Origin of the sequence: Streptomyces sp. NPDC092369, assembly GCF_044755245.1 — a bacterium.
In the GTDB taxonomy this organism is placed as follows: Bacteria; Actinomycetota; Actinomycetes; order Streptomycetales; family Streptomycetaceae; genus Streptomyces.
Genome location: NZ_JBIVQP010000001.1, coordinates 1,740,439 through 1,756,638 on the forward strand (window position 1 = coordinate 1,740,439; position 16,200 = coordinate 1,756,638).

The following is a 16,200-nucleotide window of genomic DNA, read 5'->3' on the forward strand; positions in this document are numbered from 1 at the left end:
TCTCCACTCCCGTGCGCAGCCATATCCACACGACAGCAGCAGCCGCCGGCGCCCTCGCCGCGATCGCCGCCCTTCTCGCCACCGCTCCCCCGGCCGCGGCGGCCGGTACCGGTTCCGGTCCCCGGGACGTGACCGCCGACGTCCTGGCCGACCGGGACGTCTCGCTGACCGGCGACACGGTGGTCACCGTGCCGTCCGGGACGACGACGTACGACGGTGTCCTGCGCGGTGAGGGCACGCTCACCGTGCGCGGCAGCGGGACGTTGGTGCTGACCAAGGACAGCGACTTCACGCTCCCGAAGGCGCGGCAGCGGCAGGTCGTGAAGACGCGGGGCGGCAACCACCCGTACACCACGGTCACCCACCCGGACCCGCCGGCGATCACGGTGCAGCGCGGGGCGACCCTCCAGTACGGCACGGGCGGCGGCACCGGCCTCATCGGGCACTTCCCGTACAGCACCCCCGGCTACCGGCTCAATCAGCTCAACGTCCGGGTCGACGGGACCCTGCGGTTGTCGCTGACCCGCACCTTCAACATCGGCACCATCAGCGGCTCGGGCCTGGTCACCCAGCCGCGCGACATGTGGGGCACCCTCGACCTCGCCGGAACCCACCCGTTCTCAGGAGTGATCGACAACGGCACCGGCATGGCTGTCGGCCGTCCCGAGTACCCGGTGGCCCTGCCCAACGCCCGCGCGATCCTCAACCAGGGCTCCTGGATCATCGACACCCCGCTCCACCGGACGATCACCCTGCGCCAGAACTTCTACCAGCGCGCGTACGGCAGTGACGTCAACGTCCGCACCCGGCCGGGCAGCAAGGTCGTGCTCACCGGCCAGTACAGCTACAGCGACGGGGGCGGCGACACCAACCCCTCACTCAGCGACCCGAACCTCAACTGGACTGCCGTCGCCCATCAGTTGAACAAGCGCGGCACCAACATCGAGGGCGCGGACGTGCACTGGGGCGACGGCACGACGCACCAGATCTTCATGCCGGGCACGAAGGACACCGTCTACATCAACCTGCACGAGGCGAGCGGGCGCCGCTCCAGGCTGACCTTCGACTACAACGGCCGGGTGACGCTGGGTGCGCCGATCGGCGGCGGCCGCTACCACAACACGCTGGCCGCGCCCGGCGCCGGGGACGTCGTCATCGCGGGGACGCGCGGGAACGACGTGACCTTCGCGGCGAAGCAGTACTACGACGGCTCGACCACCGTCGAGAAGGGGGCGACACTCCGGCTGGGGCTCGGCACCTCGGCCCAGGGCGACGGCTCCCTGCTGACGGGGACGGACCGCCGCCGGGTGGTGAACAACGGAACCGTGGTCGTACGCAACGCCTCCACCGCCGTCTCCCTGTCCCGGATCGGCGGCTCCGGCTCGCTCGTCCAGTCGGGCACGGCGACGACCACGCTGACGGGCAGCGCGGTGACGTACACCGGGAAGACGACGGTCACCAAGGGCACCCTGGCGCTGCGCGGCGGGGCGACTCTCGCCCACAGCACGGCGATTCGGCTCACGTCGACGGACGCACGCCTCGACCCGGGCCCTGCCGGGCTACGGGTGGAGACCACGCTGAGCGGCAAGGGCACGGTGAAGGGAGCGGTGACCAACGACGGTGTGGTCGCGGGCGGGGTCACCGTGGCCGGTGACTACACGCAGAGCGCGAAGGGCGAACTGGTCCTCGCGCAACACCCGTTGACGGTAGGCGGCTCCGTCCGACTGACCGGCGACCTCGACCTCTCGGCGGCCGGCACCGCACCCACCCGCACGATCACCGTCCTGAACAACACCGGCACGGCGAAGACGACGGGCGCCTTCAAGGGCCTCAAGGAGGGCGCCCGCCTGAAACTCGCCGACACGACCTACCGCATCAGCTACGAGGCCGGCGACGGCAACGACGTCGTCCTCACCGCGACCACGGCCACTCCCGCACGGTCGGCGAACCACCCCGACACGACCTCCGGCACCCCGACCGCCGCAGTCACCCTCCACACCACCAACACCGCCAACTCCAGGCTCGGTTGGTGGCCCTACGTCCTCGCGGTGGGCCTGCTCATCGGACTGGCGATACCGGCGGTGCGGCGCGGAGGGCACCGGGGCGGCGGGGGCGGTCGGCATGCGGCTCCGCACGAGTAGGTGACGAAGCCCCGCTCCCGACGTCCCACATACTGGGCGATTTGTTCAGTCATCGGACGGACTCCGCCCTCGCGCGCCCCTTCGGCTAGCGTCGGGGCATGACCAGCGACGCCCCGTTCCCGCCTGCCCATCTCTCCCGCTCGTTCGCCGACTCGGTCGCGGCCGGGCCGCTCGTGCTCGACGGCGGTATGTCCAACCAGCTGAGGTCCGCCGGGCACGACCTGAGCGACGAGTTGTGGTCGGCGCGGCTGCTGGCCGACTCGCCCGAGGCGATCACCGAAGCGCACCTCGCCTACTTCGAGGCGGGCGCGGACGTGGCGATCACCGCCAGCTACCAGGCCACCGTCGAGGGCTTCGCGCGGCGCCGGGTCAAGCGCGACAAGGCGCTCGAACTCATCGGGCTGAGTGTGGAGTTGGCACTGGACGCGGCGACCGAGGCGTGGCGGCGGGGGGTCGACCGGCCCCTCTACGTGGCGGCTTCGGTCGGCCCGTACGGCGCGATGCTCGCGGACGGCTCCGAGTACCGGGGCCGGTACGGGCTGAGCGTGGCCGAGCTCGCGGACTTCCACCGGCCCCGCCTGGAGGCGCTGGCCGCCGTCGGTCCCGACGTGCTGGCTCTGGAGACGATCCCGGACACCGTCGAGGCCGAGGCGCTGCTCGGGGCGGTGCGCGACTTCGACGTACCCGTCTGGCTGTCGTACTCGATCGCGGGCGACCGTACGCGGGCGGGTCAGCCCCTGGAGGAGGCGTTCGCCCTGGCCGCCGACAGCGACCAGGTGATCGCGGTCGGCGTGAACTGCTGTACCCCCGAGGACGTCGACAACGCCGTCGCCACCGCCGCCCGCGTCACCGGCAAGCCCGTCGTCGCCTATCCCAACAGCGGAGAGACCTGGGACGCCGAGGCCCGCGCCTGGAACGGCCGCGCCACCTTCGCGCCGGAGCAGGTCACGGGCTGGCGGGACGCGGGCGCCCGGTTGATCGGCGGGTGCTGCCGGGTGGGCCCGGAGGGGATCTCGGGGATCAGGAAGGTGCTGGCGGGGGCGTAGGCGACCCCGCGCTGACAACGGTCCATGTCCCCTACGAGGAGTTGGGCCGTCCGGCCGTCCGCACGGCCCTGGGTCGGACGCCCGAAACCCCTGACGAACACCTGCTGTTGGGCACGCACGTGGTGGTGCGCGGTGCGGTGGCCCCGCGCAAGGAGTAACAGCCTCGGAGCAGTCCCGGGGCAGTCCCGGGGCGGCGGCGAGCAGCTCGAAGCAGGCGGCTTGTACAACCCCCTCGCCCCGAGCGCCCCCTTGTCCGCATCGTCCCCGTTTCCTAGGCTCGCGCCGTCGGAAAACGGCTTCTCATCCCGGAGCGCCCAGTATGAGCACTGGCCCGATCCGTCCCACCGGCCGCGCGCACACCGCCTTGCGCCCGGCCTCCGCGGCGCGGATCACGGGCGGCTTCTGGGCCGCGCGGCGCCGCACCAACGCCGAGGCGAGCATTCCGAAGGGCCTCGCGCGGCTGGAGGCGGCCGGGAACCTCGCCAACTTCCGGGCCGCCGCCGACGGCAAGGGCACCTTCGTCGGCGACTACCCCTTCCAGGACTCGGATGTGCACAAGTGGCTGGAGGCCGCCTCCTGGCAACTCGCCGACCGGTCCGAGAAAGACCACGAAAACCACGAAAACCACGAGACCCACGAGGACTACGAGGACCACGACGCAGCCGAACTGACCGCGTGCGTCGACGAGTTGATCGGCCTGCTGGCCGGCGCCCAGGAAGCCGACGGCTATCTGCAGACGTACTACCGGCTCGCCCGGCCCGAGCAGCGGTGGCAGGACCTGCGCTGGGGGCACGAGTTGTACTGCGCGGGCCATCTCCTCCAGGCGGCCGTGGCACACCACCGGGCGACCGGGAAGTTCGAACTCCTCGCCATCGGCGTGCGGTTCGCGGTTCTCGTCGACGCGCTCTTCGGGCCGGACCGGGCGATCGACGGGGTGTGCGGTCACCCCGAGATCGAGACCGCGTTGATCGAGCTGTACCGGGAGACCGAGGAGCAGCGCTGGCTCGACCTGGCCGCCTACTTCGTCGAGCGGCGCGGACAGGGCCTGTTGAGCGAGGGTCCCGGCCGCGACCCGGGCGCCGGTTACTGGCAGGACCACGTCCCGGTGCGCGAGGCGACGACGGTCACCGGTCATGCCGTACGGCAGCTGTATCTGCTGGCGGGCGCGACCGATCTGGCGGTGGAGACCGGGGACGCGGGGCTGCGGGCCGCGCTGGAGCGGATCTGGGCCGCGATGGCGGGCACCAAGACCTACCTCACCGGCGGGCTCGGCGCGCGTTGCGACCGGGAGTCCTTCGGTGACCCGTACGAACTGCCCTCGGACCGCGCCTACGCCGAGACCTGCGCCGCGATCGCCTCCGTCCAGTGGTCGTGGCGGATGGCACTGCTGACGGGCGAGGCGAAGTACTCGGACCTGGTCGAGCGGACGCTGTTCAACGGATTCCTGTCCGGCGTGGGCCTGGACGGCGACAGCTGGCTGTACGTCAATCCGCTCCAAGTCCGGGAAGCGCACGAGGAGTTCGGCGGTGACGACTCGGTGCGCCGCACACCCTGGTTCCGCTGCGCCTGCTGCCCGCCCAACGTGATGCGGCTGCTGGCCTCGCTCCCCCACTACATGGCGAGCGGCGACGCCGAGGGACTGCAGCTGCACCAGTACGCGACGGGTGTGTACGAGGCCGGCGGCGGCCGGGTCCGGGTCGAGACCGACTATCCCTGGCGGGGCCGCATCGAGGTGACCGTCGAGGCGGCGCCCGCCGACGCCGACTGGACGCTGTCGCTGCGCATCCCGTCCTGGTGCCCGGACTTCACGGCGACCGCCCCGAACGGGGACTCGCCTGCCGAGACGGTGCCGGGCTGGCTGCGGCTGCGCCGGCGCTGGCACCCCGGGGACACGCTCACCGTCGACCTCGACCTGAGCCCCCGGCTGACCCGGCCCGACCCGCGCGTGGACGGCGTACGCGGCTGTGTCGCGATCGAGCGCGGCCCGCTGGTGCACTGCCTGGAGGGCGAGGACCAGCGGGCCGGCATCCCGTTCGAGGAGCTCACGCTCCCGCACGACACCCACCTCGGCGTCCGGCACGAGCCGGAGCTGCTGGGTGGGGTCACCGTGGTCACGGCCGACGGACGGAGCCGGGGAGGCGCAGACGTCGTACCACTGACCGCAGTTCCGTACCACGTGTGGGCGAACCGAGGGGCGGGACCGATGCGGGTGTGGATTCCGCGGGAGTGAGGTCGGCCGCCCACAGGGCGAACTCGGCGTCGCGCGGCCCGTACGCGGTGTGCGGCTCGCCCGCGTCGAAGATCCGCACCGGGTGGGAGTCGTCCCAGCGCTGCCAGCCGGGGTCCCCGTCGGTCGCGAACCGCACCCACGCGCCGTGCATGGCGTCGGCCAGCGCCTGCGGGGCGTGGTCGCCGGCCAGTTTGCGGGACTCGGGCACGTCCCCGGTGTCGAAGACGAAGCCCAGCTCCAGGCCGTGGCAGGAGCCGAGGTCGGGCAGGCCGGAGGGCCAGGCGAACTCGTAGACGTACGACCGCTCGGGGCGGGCCTCGGCCAGGCGGTGCAGCGGGAGGCGCAGCAGGTGGTCGGTGACGAGCTGGCCGACGATCTCGGCGGTGCCGGCCTCCGGGTGCAGGGCGCGGTAGCCGCGCGGCACCTCGGCCGCGCAGTGGCAACGGGCCATGGCCCCGGCCAGGGCGACCGCGCCGAGCCGGTCGACACGCTCCAGGAGCCCGCCGGGGACCAGCCAGAGGCGGTACTCGTCGCGGGTCCAGCCCAGCATCAGGTCGACGCCCTTCGAGGCGTCGCCGTCGACGAGCGCCTCCAGCGGGTCGCGCGGGACGAGGTCGCCGTCGACGACGAGCCCGAAGGTGGGGCCGCCGAGCACGGGACTGCTGAGTCGGCCGACGTCGGCCTGGACGCGCAGCAGCAGCTCACGGTCGACCTCGGCGAAGGCCGCGGCGGTGGCGGGGATCTTCAGCCGGGTGGCCATACGGCGCACCATCCGCCGTACCTTGTCCCGGTCGAACGCCTCGGGCGGCCCGCTCTGCAGGACCGCCCGCCGCATCAGGCCCCGCGCCTGCGGGGCGGCGAGCAGGGCGCCGATGCTGATGGCTCCGGCCGACTGTCCGGCGAGCGTGATCCGGTCCGGGTCGCCGCCGAACGCGCCGATCGCCCGGTGCACCCACTCCAGCGCGGCCAGCTGGTCACGCAGTCCGGGGTTGGCGGGGGCGTCCGGGAACAGCCCGTAGCCCTCCACACCCAGCCGGTAGTTCACCGACACGAAGACCACGCCGTCCCGCGCGAAGGTGTGCCCGTCGTACACCGGCACAGCCGAGGAACCCCTGGTCAGGGCGCCGCCATGCAGCCATACGAGCACCGGGAGTCTGGCTCCCGGGCCCGGCTCCGGGGTCCAGACGTTGAGGTTCAGGCAGTCGTCGCCGGGCACGACCGGGTCGGCGAGCAGCTTCGCGAAGGCTTCGGAGTACGGCGGTTTCGGCGCCGTCGGCCCGAAGGCGCCCGCGTCCCGCACCCCGTCCCAGGGCTCGGGCGGCACGGGCGGCCGGAACCGGCGGGGACCGAAGGGGGGCGCCGCGTAGGGGATGCCCCGGAAGACCGCGGTCCCGCGCTCGTACCGGCCGCGCACGGCCCCGTACGGCGTGCTCACCACGGGGTCCGCCTGCACCTCTGCCCTGACTGCTGTCATCTGCCCACCAGCCTTCCCACCGCGCTACCGCACCGTGAACAACAGAGCACCACAGATCGCTCGGGTATTCCGGTGCAGAGCACGGCCGGAGGGCTACTTGGCGTACACGCGGCCCGTATCTGGCAACCGGTCGGTGGGCGAGCCCGAGTGATTGACCGGTCCTTCTCGGGAGACCTACGGCGATCTACGATAGAAGGCGCTTTCTGAAAATGTTTCTGCCCCCGTGCTCAGATCTCGTGGTCAGGAGAGTCATGCCCAACCCGCAGCCCAGGGCCGTGTTCGCGATGGATCCGGTGCACCTTCCCCTGCTCTTCCCGCCGCCGCTCATGGCCCGGCTGACGCACGCCGCCGACCTCGACCCCACGCTCGTGGTACGGGACTTCACCGACCCGGCGGCGGCCGGCGCCCTCGCCGACGCCGAGGTCCTGATCACCGGCTGGGGCTGCCCCCGCCTCGACGCCGATGTGCTGGCCGCCGCGCCGCGACTCCGCACCGTCCTGCACGCCGCCGGCTCCGTCCGCTCACTCGTCGGGGACGCGGTGTGGGAACGCGGGATCACCGTCTCCAGCGCGGTGGCCGGCAACGCGCTGCCGGTCGCGGAGTACACGCTGGCGATGATCCTGCTCACCGGGAAGGACGCGTTCGCCCACCGGGAGCGGTTCCGCGCGGAGCACCGGTTTCCCTCGCATGCGGAGACCGCGGGCACGGGCAATGTCGGGCGGCGGGTCGGGGTCATCGGGGCTTCGCGGGTGGGGCGGCGGTTGCTGGAGCTGTTGCGGCCGTTCAACTTCTCGGTGCTGCTGTACGACCCGTATGTGGGGGTGAGTGAGGCCGCGGAGTTGGGGGCCGAGTCGGTGGGGTTGGAGGAGCTGTTGCGGCGGAGCGACATCGTGACGCTGCATGCGCCGGACATCCCGGAGACGTATCGGATGCTCGACGCGTCTCGGCTCGCGTTGATCCGGGACGGGGGTGTGCTGATCAATACGTCTCGGGGGGCGTTGGTCGATCCCGACGCGCTGGTGGAGGAGTTGGTTTCCGGGCGGTTGTGCGGGGTGCTCGATGTGACGGAGCCTGAGCCGCTGCCGGGGGAGTCGCCCTTGTACCGGCTGCCCAATGTCTTTCTCACGCCTCATATCGCCGGGTCCCTCGGGAACGAGCTGGAGCGGCTCGGGCTGATCGTGGTGGAGGAGTTGGAGCGGGTGGCGGAGGGGGTGGGGTTGGGGCATGAGGTGCGGTATGCGGATTTGGTTCGGGTGGCTTGAGGTGAGCTGAGGGAGGGTTAGGTGGGTGAGGGTGGCTTGAGGTGAGGTGAGTTGGGCGAGGGCGGCTTGGGTGGGCGTGAGGGTGAGGGTGAGGTGAGTTGGGCGAGGGGGACTGAACAGGGTTTGCGTGCACGGCATTTGGCTGTGACTTCTAGATGTGCCGTGCCGAATTTCTTGCTCGGTCGCCTTCGGGGCGCTCTATGCCGGTGTCGAGAGCTCGATCGTGCTCAGCGCTTCGCGCCTCCGCGCGTTCGATCTCTCGACACCGGCGCGCCCCTACGGCTCCCTCGCGGCCGGCGCGTTGGCACACAAACCGTTGGTGGGCCCTTGCCGTTGGCCTGTGGTGGATTGGGGGGACCGGGTTTTGGATGGGATACGGGTTCCGTTCACCGCCGACTTCGCCGGGTTTCGGCTCAACTGTCGGTAGCCGGCCTGTTCGAAGTTTCGAAAGTCAGGGACGTTCCAAGCCTGCGAAGTCCAACCTCTTCCCGGCGCCTTGCGGTGAACCTAGGGTAGGAAGCGCTTACCGCTTCGTCGCTGGTCGAAATTTTCGCTGGCCCTCGGGCGGGCCGGAGAGGTGGTTCCCGATGGTCCGTACGGGGAATGCGAGCGTGGCCGCCGGGCCGACGCTCGCGGTCGTGGCCCGCGAGGCGGGGGTGTCCGTGCCGACCGCGTCCAAGGTGGTCAACGGGCGGGAGGATGTGGCGCCCGAGACGCGTCGGCGGGTGACGGAGGCGCTCGACCGGCTCGGTTACGTGCGCAGACCCCGCTTCGACACGACGAAGGTGCCCGGTCTGGTCGACCTCGTGGTCCACGCGCTCGACACCTCCTGGTCGGGGGCGGTGCTGCACGGCGTGGAAGCGGCGGCGCACGACGCGGGCCTGGAGGTCGTGGTCTCGGCGGCCCTGAACCGGACCAGGTCGGGGCATCCGGAACGCGGCTGGCTGGACAAGCTCGTCGTGCGCGGCTCGTCCGGAGTGCTCTTCGATCTGGCCGAGTTGACGCCCGCCCAGTACTCCTGGCTCGAACAGCGCCGGATCCCGTTCGTGTTGATCGACCCGGTGCTCGAACCGCCGCCGGGCGTGGTGTCGGTGGGCGCGGCCAACTGGCAGGGCGGGGTCACCGCGACCGAGCATCTGCTGGCCCTCGGCCATGAGCGCATCGCGGTCGTCGCGGGCCACCCGCGCAAGATGTGCTCCGGCGCGCGGGTGGCCGGTTACCGTTCGGCGCTCGCGGCGGCCGGGGTGCGCCACCGCGCGGAGTACGTCCGGCACGCCGGCTTCGACGAGAGCGTGGCCCGGCGCCGGATGCTGGAGCTGCTCGATCTGCGCGAGCCGCCGACGGCGGTGTTCGTGTGCTCGGACCGGATGGCGCTGGGTGTCTACGAGGCCCTGGCGGAACGGGGGTTGAGCGTGCCGGACGACGTCAGCGTGGTCGGTTTCGACGATCTGCCCGAGTCCCGCTGGATCGCCCCGGCCCTCACCACGGTCCGCCAGCCGCTGGCCGAGATGGCGGCGACGGCCCTGCGGCTGCTGGTCCGCATGATGCAGGGCGAGCGCCCGGAGAGCACGCGTACGGAGTTGTCGACGCGGTTGGTGGAGCGGAGCAGCACGGCTCGCCCAGCGGCGTAGCCCGGCGGCGACTTCAGTCGGCACGTGTGATGTCGGCGAGGCCATTACCTCCTTTCCGGCTCCTGTGCCTGCTTCCTTTCCAACCTCGGTGGAAGTTGCGTCGGTTCGGGTGCCTGTGCCCGGCAGGCTCGGCACAATGCGTTCATGTCCGATGACTGGCAGCAACAGATCGACGCGCTCCACGAGGAGTTGATCCGTCGGGACGACCCCGCCGCCTGGGTGCGCGAGGCCGACGCGATGGAGGGGGCGCGGCGCTATCCCCGACTCGCCCTGCGGGGACCGGTGTTCGGGATCGCCGCCCAGGATCCGGCGGTGGGTCCCCAGTGGCGGGTGCTGAAGCCGGTCGTGGACCGGGTGCCGCAGATGGCGCGGGACGGGTTGCAGTCGTATCTGTTCTTCACCGCGAAGGACCACACCGACGACCGGGCCGTACGGCGTGAACTGCTGGCGGGCGTCGCCGTGTTGGAGCGCGAGCGGGCGGACGAGGTGACGGCTTGCGGGGTGCGCTACCGCGTCGTGCGCGGGGACGAGTTCGCGCGGATCGGCGACGATGGTCCGGAGCCGCCGCGGCCCACCGATCCCGAGCCGACGATCCGGCTGTGGGACCGGCAGGCGCGCGACCACAAGCTGCGGGACATCGGCTTCACGATCGATCCGGGGCTCGCCGAGGGCCCGTCCGCGGGGGCGATCCAACTCGGGCTGCGCGCCTTCACGTACACGGGCGCCCACTTCCCCGTCGAGGTCCGCACGGACTCCGAGAAGTCCGTCGCCACCCACCCGGAGCCGGTCCTGCTCCCCACCGGTTTCGGGGTGGTCGAGCGGGTCGAGCGGGAGGGTGGCTGGCGACCGCTCGGCGTGCTGGCACCGACCCCGCACGCGGCCCGCCAGATGCTGTACGACGGTCTGGCCGAGGTGTGGGCGCTGCTGTACAGCCTCGACGACAGGACCAGGGCCAGGTACGCGGCGGCGGCCGAGGAGTTCCGCGCCCTCGGGCGTGCGAACGAGTTCCGCGTCGACGACCGTCTCTTCCGGATCTGCCGTGTGGAACGCATCCTCCGCACCGGACCCAGGGGCCCGGAGTCGCCTCGCCCTTCGGACGTGGACGCGTACGGCCCCATGAAGCTGCACCCGAGGATGTCGGAGGACGGCACGCTCACGCACGGCGATTAGAAGCCTCCGCTCCCCGCCACACAGGTGTTCCATTCAGGCCACCGCTGCCCGTAGCCTCGGCTGCGATGAACGCCATTCCCGCGCGACTGGACCATCTCGTCCTCGCTACCCCCGATCTGGCCGCGACGGTCGCCGACTTCACGCGGCGCACCGGTGTGGCGCCCGCGCCCGGCGGTGTCCATGTCGGCTTCGGCACCCGCAACTACCTTGTGTCGCTGGGCGGGCGCAGCTATCTGGAGATCATCGGGCCCGACCCGGAGCAGCCGGAGCCGAGCGGTCCCCGCCCGTTCGACGTCGACGCGTTGGCCGTCGCGCGGACGGTGACCTGGGCGATCAGCCCGGCCGACCTCGACGCGGCGGTCGCGGGTGCGCGGGCGCGTGGCTACGATCCCGGCCGCGTCCACTCGATGAGCCGGCGCCGGCCCGACGGCACGCTGCTGGAGTGGCGGCTGACCGACGGCGACACCGCGCATCCGTCAGGGCTGGTCCCGTTCCTCATCGACTGGCAGGAATCCGACCACCCGACGGCGTCCTCCCTGCCCGCCACTCCCCTGCTGACGCTGTCCGCGACGGCCCCCGACCCGGACGAGATCCGGCCGCTGCTGGCGGCGGTGGAGGCGGAACTCGCGCTGTCCGAGGGTCCGTTCGGTATCTCGTTCACCGTGGACACGCCTCGGGGGCCGGTCACGTTCTGAGGGCAGGGCCGAGGTCGAGTCGGCGTGTCCGATTCCTTCAAGACCAGGCGCCCGTGACCTGCCTACGGTGATCGCATGACTCCACAATTCTCTGTGATCGGCCTTGTCGTCTCCGACCTGGCCGCCTCGCTCGCCTTCTACCGTCGGCTCGGGCTCGTCTTTCCGGACGGGGCCGAGGAGTTGCCCCATGTCGAGGCCGAGTTGCCCGGTGGGCTGAAGCTGGCCCTGGACACGGAGGAGACCGTCCGGTCATTCCATGCCGGATGGCGGGCGCCGACCGGGGGTGGGCGGGTCGCGCTCGCCTTCCTGTGCGCGGGGCCCGCCGAAGTCGACTCGGTGTACGAGGAGTTGGTCGGCGCCGGGTACCACGGGGAGCTCAAGCCGTGGGACGCGGTCTGGGGGCAGCGGTACGCGACGGTGCACGACCCGGACGGAAACGGCGTCGATCTGTTCGCGCCGCTGCCTCGGTAGACCCGCTCTCGCGGACCCTATTTCAGTAGCTCGCCCAGTGGCAGGCCCGCCAACTCCTTGACGTCCCGCGCCAGATGGGCCTGGTCGGCGAAGCCGGCCTCGGCCGCGGTTTCCGCGAACGGCATGCCCCGGCGGGCCAGCCGCAGGGCGCGTTGCAGCCGCAGGACCCGGGCCAGTGTCTTGGGGCCGTAGCCGAAGGCGGACCGGGCGCGGCGGTGCAACTGGCGGGCGCCCAGGCCGAGTTCGTCGGCGGTGGCGGCGATGGGCCGGCCCGCGTCGAGCGCCGTGACGAGGTGGCCGAGGAGCGGGTCGGGGGCTTCGGCGTCCGCCGCCAGGCGCAGGGCCGCCTCGTCGAGGCCGTGTGCCGGGTCGGGCGCCGCGTTCACGCGTGCGGTGAGCCGGTGCGCGCGGGCGGTCGGCCACAGGTCGGTGAGCTCCACGCGCCGGTCGCGCAGTTCGTGCGCGGGCACGCCCAGGAGCGCGGGCGCCGTACCGGGGTAGAAGCGGACGCCCGCCCAGGTGCTGGGTGCGCCCTCGGTGACGTATCCCCGGGTGTCGGGCCCCGCGACCAGGAGCCGGCCCTCGTGCCACAGCAGGTCCATGCAGCCGTCGGGCAGCACCCGCCCCGGTGCGGCCGGGGACGGCGTGTTCGTCCAGACGACCGCGCCGGTCAGCGCGGATGCCCGTTCCGTGTACACGGGGGCCAGGCTACGCCTGGTGCCATGGGCGGGCGGCGACGAACGGGGCGGACCCGCGGCCGGGAAGGCAGCACCTGACCCGACCCCCTGCCCGGAGGCGGCCCGCCCGCCCACGCGCCGCGCCGGTCAGGTGGGACGGCCGTTCCAGCTACCCGTCGGTCAAGCCACTCCCGGGATCAGGACCCGGCGCCGATCAGTGGTGCGTCCTCCGCCGCGCGGGCCCGGTGTTCCTGGGGACTGACGCCGTAGACCCGTTTGAAGGCGCTGGACAGGGCGAAGGCGCTGCCGTAGCCGACCTGGCGGGCGATGCTGTCGAGGGTGGCGTCGGAGGCGCGCAGGCGGTCGGCGGCCAGGGCCAGGCGCCAGCCGGTCAGGTAGGTCATCGGGGGCTCGCCGACCAGCTCGGAGAAGCGGCGGGCCAGGGCCGCGCGGGAGACGCCGGCCTTGGCGGCGAGGGACGCGACCGTCCACGGGTGGGCGGGGTCGTCCTGGAGGAGCCGCAGGACGCGGCCGACCACGGGGTCCGCGAGTGCCTGGTACCAGGCGGGTGCCGCGGCCTCGGGGCGGGAGAACCAGGCCCTGAGCGCGGCGATGACCAGCAGGTCGAGGAGGCGGTCCAGGACGACCTCCTGGCCCGGCTCGTCGCGGCCGATCTCCTCCATGAGGAGCGCGGTGAGCGGGCACTCCCAGACGTCGCCGGGGAGGGAGAGCAGCGGGGGCAGCGCGTCGAGCAGGCGCCCGCTGATCTCGCCCTGCATCAGGTACGTACCGATCAGCATGACGGTGGAACCGCCGAGGTTGTCGCCCCAGGTGCGTACCCCCAGGTCCATCGAGCCCTGGAGGGGGCGGCCGTCGGGGTAGGAGCACTCCGCGCCCGGCAGGATCAGTGCCTGCGGGGGCGTGGCGGGGTCGTCGGCGCAGGTGTACGGGTCGGGGCCGCGGGCGATGGCGAGGTCGCCGGCGTGCAGCCGCAACGGAGGTCCGGTGTCCGGGGTGATCCAGGCGTCGCCGCGCACCACCAGCATCACGGTGAGCGGGGCGCGGTCCTCGACCCGGATCGCCCAGGGCGGGTCGAAGCACGCACGGATCATGAAGGCGCCACGCGCGCGTGGACCCTCCAGCAGGCCTGCGAGTGCGTCCATGAAGTCAGCGTAGACGCGCGATTATGGGAATGAGCCGTTCAGCGATGGTTCCTTGTGAAGTGCGCCAGTTGACTGGCCGGTATGACAGAGGACACGCGGAACGAGCAGGCAATGACGGTCGTGGTGACGGGCGCCTCCGGGCGGACCGGGAGCCGGGTGGCGCAGGCCGCGGAGGCGGCGGGGCTGACGGTGCGGGGGGCGTCGCGGGCGCAGGGGTTCGACTGGCAGGACCGGTCGACGTGGGCGAGCACGTTGCGGGGCGCGGACGCGGCCTATCTGGCCTATCCGTCGGATGTGGGTTCGCCGGACGCGGCCCGGGACGTCGAGCTGTTGGCGCGCGAGGCGGTGGAACTGGGCGTGCGGCGGCTGGTGTTGTTGTCGTCGCGTGGCGAGGACCAGGCGCGGCCCACGGAGGAGGCGCTGCGGGAGTCCGGGGCGGAGTGGACGGTCGTACGGGCCGCGTGGTTCGCGCAGAACTTCAGCGAGGGGCCGTTGGTCGAGGAGCTGCGCCGGAGCGGGGAGTTGGTGTTTCCCGGTGGTGAGGTGCGGGAGCCGTTCATCGACGTGCGGGACATCGCGGACGTGGTGTTGGCGGTGCTGACGGCGGGCGGGCGGTACGTGGGGCAGGAGATCGAGATCTCGGGGCCGCGGCTGCTGACCTTCGGGGACGGGGTCACCGAGATCGCGCGGGCGACGGGGCGTGAGCTGACGTACCGGGCGGTGTCACCGCGCGAGTACGGGGCGCGGCTGGCCGGGTTCGGGGTGCCGGAGCCGGAGGTGGAGTTCCTGGTGGAGCTGTTCGGCACGCTGCTGGACGGCCGCAACTCCCGTCTGTCGGGCGGCGTCCAGGAGATCCTCGGGCGCGAGCCGCGCGACTTCGCGGACTTCGCACGGGAGGCCGCGGCGGCCGGCACTTGGAAGGCCTGAGCCGAAGGACTCCGAGCCGACGGACTCTGGGCCGACGAACTCTGAGCCGACCGACCGCTCAAGACCCCTCGCGCTTGCGTGGTGGATGCGTGCTCTTCGCGTGGGTGCGCAGGCGGGAGGTCACGTCCTCGGGGGGCAGGAAGCGGGACCAGCGTTCGGGGAACTCCGAGGGCATGTCCGGGTCCTCGGGGTCCTGGTCGGGGTCGCGGTGGGTGGCGGCGCGAGCCGCGTACTCGGCGACCTGGGCCTCGCGCAGCCGCTCGTTGGAGGCGCGCGCCGCGGCCGTGGCGGCGGTCGGCCAGATCCGGTCGATCGCCGCGTTGACCGCGGCCCCGACCAGGACGGCGAACGCGGACACGCCGATCCACAGCAGCACGGCGACGGCCGCGGCGAGCGAGCCGTAGATCGTGGCGCCCTCGATGGTGCCGGTGATGTAGATGCGCAGCAGGAAGCTGCCGAGCACCCACATGGCCAGCGCCACCAGGGCGCCGGGCACGTCCTCGATCCAGGGCGAGCGCACGGGGACGGACACGTGGTAGAGCGTCGTCAGGAAGACGACGGACAGGACGATCACCACGGGCCAGTACAGGACTTGGACGAGCGTCTCCGACCACGGCACGATCCCGACCACCGCGTCGGGTCCCGCCACCATCAGCGGCAGCGCGACCGAGCCGATCAGCAGGCCCACGATGAACAGCAGGAACGACATCACGCGGGTCTTGACGATGCCGCGGACGCCGTCGAGGCCGTACATGACGGTGATGGTGTCGATGAAGACGTTCACCGCGCGGGAGCCCGACCACAGGGCGAAGAGGAAGCCGACGGAGATGACGTCGGGCCGGCCGCCCTTCACCACGTCGTGCAGGATCGGCTGGGCGATCTCGGCCACGCCCTTGTCGGACAGGACGGTCCGGGACGCCTCCAGGATGTTGTTCTCGAGGCTGGTGATGGTGTCGGTGCCGGTCCAGTCGTCGACGTAGCCGAGCAGGCCGATGAGGCTGAGCAGCAGCGGTGGCACGGACAGCAGGGTGAAGAACGCGGCCTCGGCCGCGAGACCGAGGATCCGGTACTCCATGCACGAGTTGACGGTGTCCTTGAGCAGCAGCCAGGCGGTCCTGCGCTTCGAGACGTTCCGATAGAGGGCACGCACCCGGTGGAGACGACCGGAGGGCCGTTGCGGGGAGTCACTTGCTGGCTGCACGACCTAAAGGTATCCGCCGTGGCTGAGTGCACTCATCCCCGGCCCGACGGAAACGAACGAATTTTCTGTCATGCCCGTGATGGCCGGTTTGTTCACTCGCCCAATCGGCCCT

At 72.0% G+C, this 16,200-nt stretch carries 13 protein-coding genes and 1 pseudogene; 10 read left to right on the forward strand and 4 right to left on the reverse strand.

Going from position 1 to position 16,200, the window contains the following annotated elements:
- Positions 1–11 precede the first annotated feature (11 nt).
- The 4 genes and pseudogenes from ACIQI8_RS07625 (at position 12) to ACIQI8_RS07640 (ending at position 5,417) form a co-directional block, all read left to right on the forward strand.
- Positions 12–2,141 (forward strand): autotransporter, encoded by a 2,130-nt coding sequence (locus ACIQI8_RS07625; RefSeq protein WP_402346749.1) that lies wholly within the window; start codon positions 12–14, stop codon positions 2,139–2,141.
- 98 nt (positions 2,142–2,239) lie between these two features.
- Positions 2,240–3,187, forward strand: coding sequence for a homocysteine S-methyltransferase (gene mmuM / locus ACIQI8_RS07630; RefSeq protein WP_402345909.1), 948 nt, complete (start codon positions 2,240–2,242; stop codon positions 3,185–3,187).
- A gap of 5 nt (positions 3,188–3,192) precedes the next feature.
- Positions 3,193–3,345, forward strand: a pseudogene (locus ACIQI8_RS07635) (substrate-binding domain-containing protein); the annotation flags it as partial.
- A 161-nt stretch (positions 3,346–3,506) separates the two neighbouring features.
- Entirely contained in the window at positions 3,507–5,417 is a 1,911-nt protein-coding gene (locus ACIQI8_RS07640; RefSeq protein ID WP_402345910.1) for a glycoside hydrolase family 127 protein, read from the forward strand.
- On the opposite strand, the gene ACIQI8_RS07645 is transcribed toward ACIQI8_RS07640, so the two are convergent.
- Positions 5,299–6,891 (reverse strand): carboxylesterase/lipase family protein, encoded by a 1,593-nt coding sequence (locus ACIQI8_RS07645; RefSeq protein WP_402345912.1) that lies wholly within the window; start codon positions 6,889–6,891, stop codon positions 5,299–5,301. The genes ACIQI8_RS07640 and ACIQI8_RS07645 overlap by 119 nt on opposite strands.
- A 251-nt stretch (positions 6,892–7,142) precedes the next feature.
- On the opposite strand from ACIQI8_RS07645, the gene ACIQI8_RS07650 reads away from it, so the two are divergent.
- The 5 genes from ACIQI8_RS07650 (at position 7,143) to ACIQI8_RS07670 (ending at position 12,120) form a co-directional block, all read left to right on the forward strand.
- Positions 7,143–8,153: a hydroxyacid dehydrogenase gene (locus ACIQI8_RS07650; RefSeq protein WP_402345914.1), complete on the forward strand. Its 1,011-nt coding sequence runs from the start codon at positions 7,143–7,145 to the stop codon at positions 8,151–8,153.
- Positions 8,154–8,764: 611 nt separating this feature from the next.
- Positions 8,765–9,784, forward strand: coding sequence for a LacI family DNA-binding transcriptional regulator (locus ACIQI8_RS07655; protein ID WP_402346751.1), 1,020 nt, complete (start codon positions 8,765–8,767; stop codon positions 9,782–9,784).
- Between the two features lie 144 nt (positions 9,785–9,928).
- Complete coding sequence (locus ACIQI8_RS07660; RefSeq protein ID WP_402345915.1) at positions 9,929–10,954, forward strand: DUF5954 family protein; 1,026 nt, start codon at positions 9,929–9,931, stop codon at positions 10,952–10,954.
- Between the two features lie 65 nt (positions 10,955–11,019).
- On the forward strand, positions 11,020–11,649 hold the full coding sequence (locus tag ACIQI8_RS07665; RefSeq protein WP_402345916.1) for a VOC family protein: 630 nt from the start codon (positions 11,020–11,022) through the stop codon (positions 11,647–11,649).
- Positions 11,650–11,724: 75 nt separating this feature from the next.
- Positions 11,725–12,120 (forward strand): VOC family protein, encoded by a 396-nt coding sequence (locus ACIQI8_RS07670; RefSeq protein WP_402345918.1) that lies wholly within the window; start codon positions 11,725–11,727, stop codon positions 12,118–12,120.
- Between the two features lie 17 nt (positions 12,121–12,137).
- Here ACIQI8_RS07670 and ACIQI8_RS07675 read toward each other — a convergent pair whose 3' ends face one another.
- Both ACIQI8_RS07675 and ACIQI8_RS07680 read right to left on the reverse strand, forming a co-directional pair.
- Complete coding sequence (locus ACIQI8_RS07675) at positions 12,138–12,818, reverse strand: helix-turn-helix domain-containing protein (RefSeq protein WP_402345920.1); 681 nt, start codon at positions 12,816–12,818, stop codon at positions 12,138–12,140.
- Positions 12,819–12,994: 176 nt separating this feature from the next.
- The gene (locus ACIQI8_RS07680) at positions 12,995–13,960 is read right to left on the reverse strand and encodes a cupin domain-containing protein (RefSeq protein ID WP_402345921.1); all 966 of its coding nucleotides are present in this window, start codon (positions 13,958–13,960) and stop codon (positions 12,995–12,997) included.
- An 81-nt stretch (positions 13,961–14,041) separates the two neighbouring features.
- Here ACIQI8_RS07680 and ACIQI8_RS07685 point away from each other — a divergent pair, with 81 nt between their 5' ends.
- Positions 14,042–14,887 (forward strand): NAD(P)H-binding protein, encoded by an 846-nt coding sequence (locus ACIQI8_RS07685; RefSeq protein WP_402345923.1) that lies wholly within the window; start codon positions 14,042–14,044, stop codon positions 14,885–14,887.
- A gap of 58 nt (positions 14,888–14,945) precedes the next feature.
- Here the strand turns inward: ACIQI8_RS07685 and ACIQI8_RS07690 are convergent, their stop codons facing one another.
- Entirely contained in the window at positions 14,946–16,088 is a 1,143-nt protein-coding gene (locus tag ACIQI8_RS07690) for a YihY/virulence factor BrkB family protein (RefSeq protein WP_402345924.1), read from the reverse strand.
- Positions 16,089–16,200 lie beyond the last annotated feature (112 nt).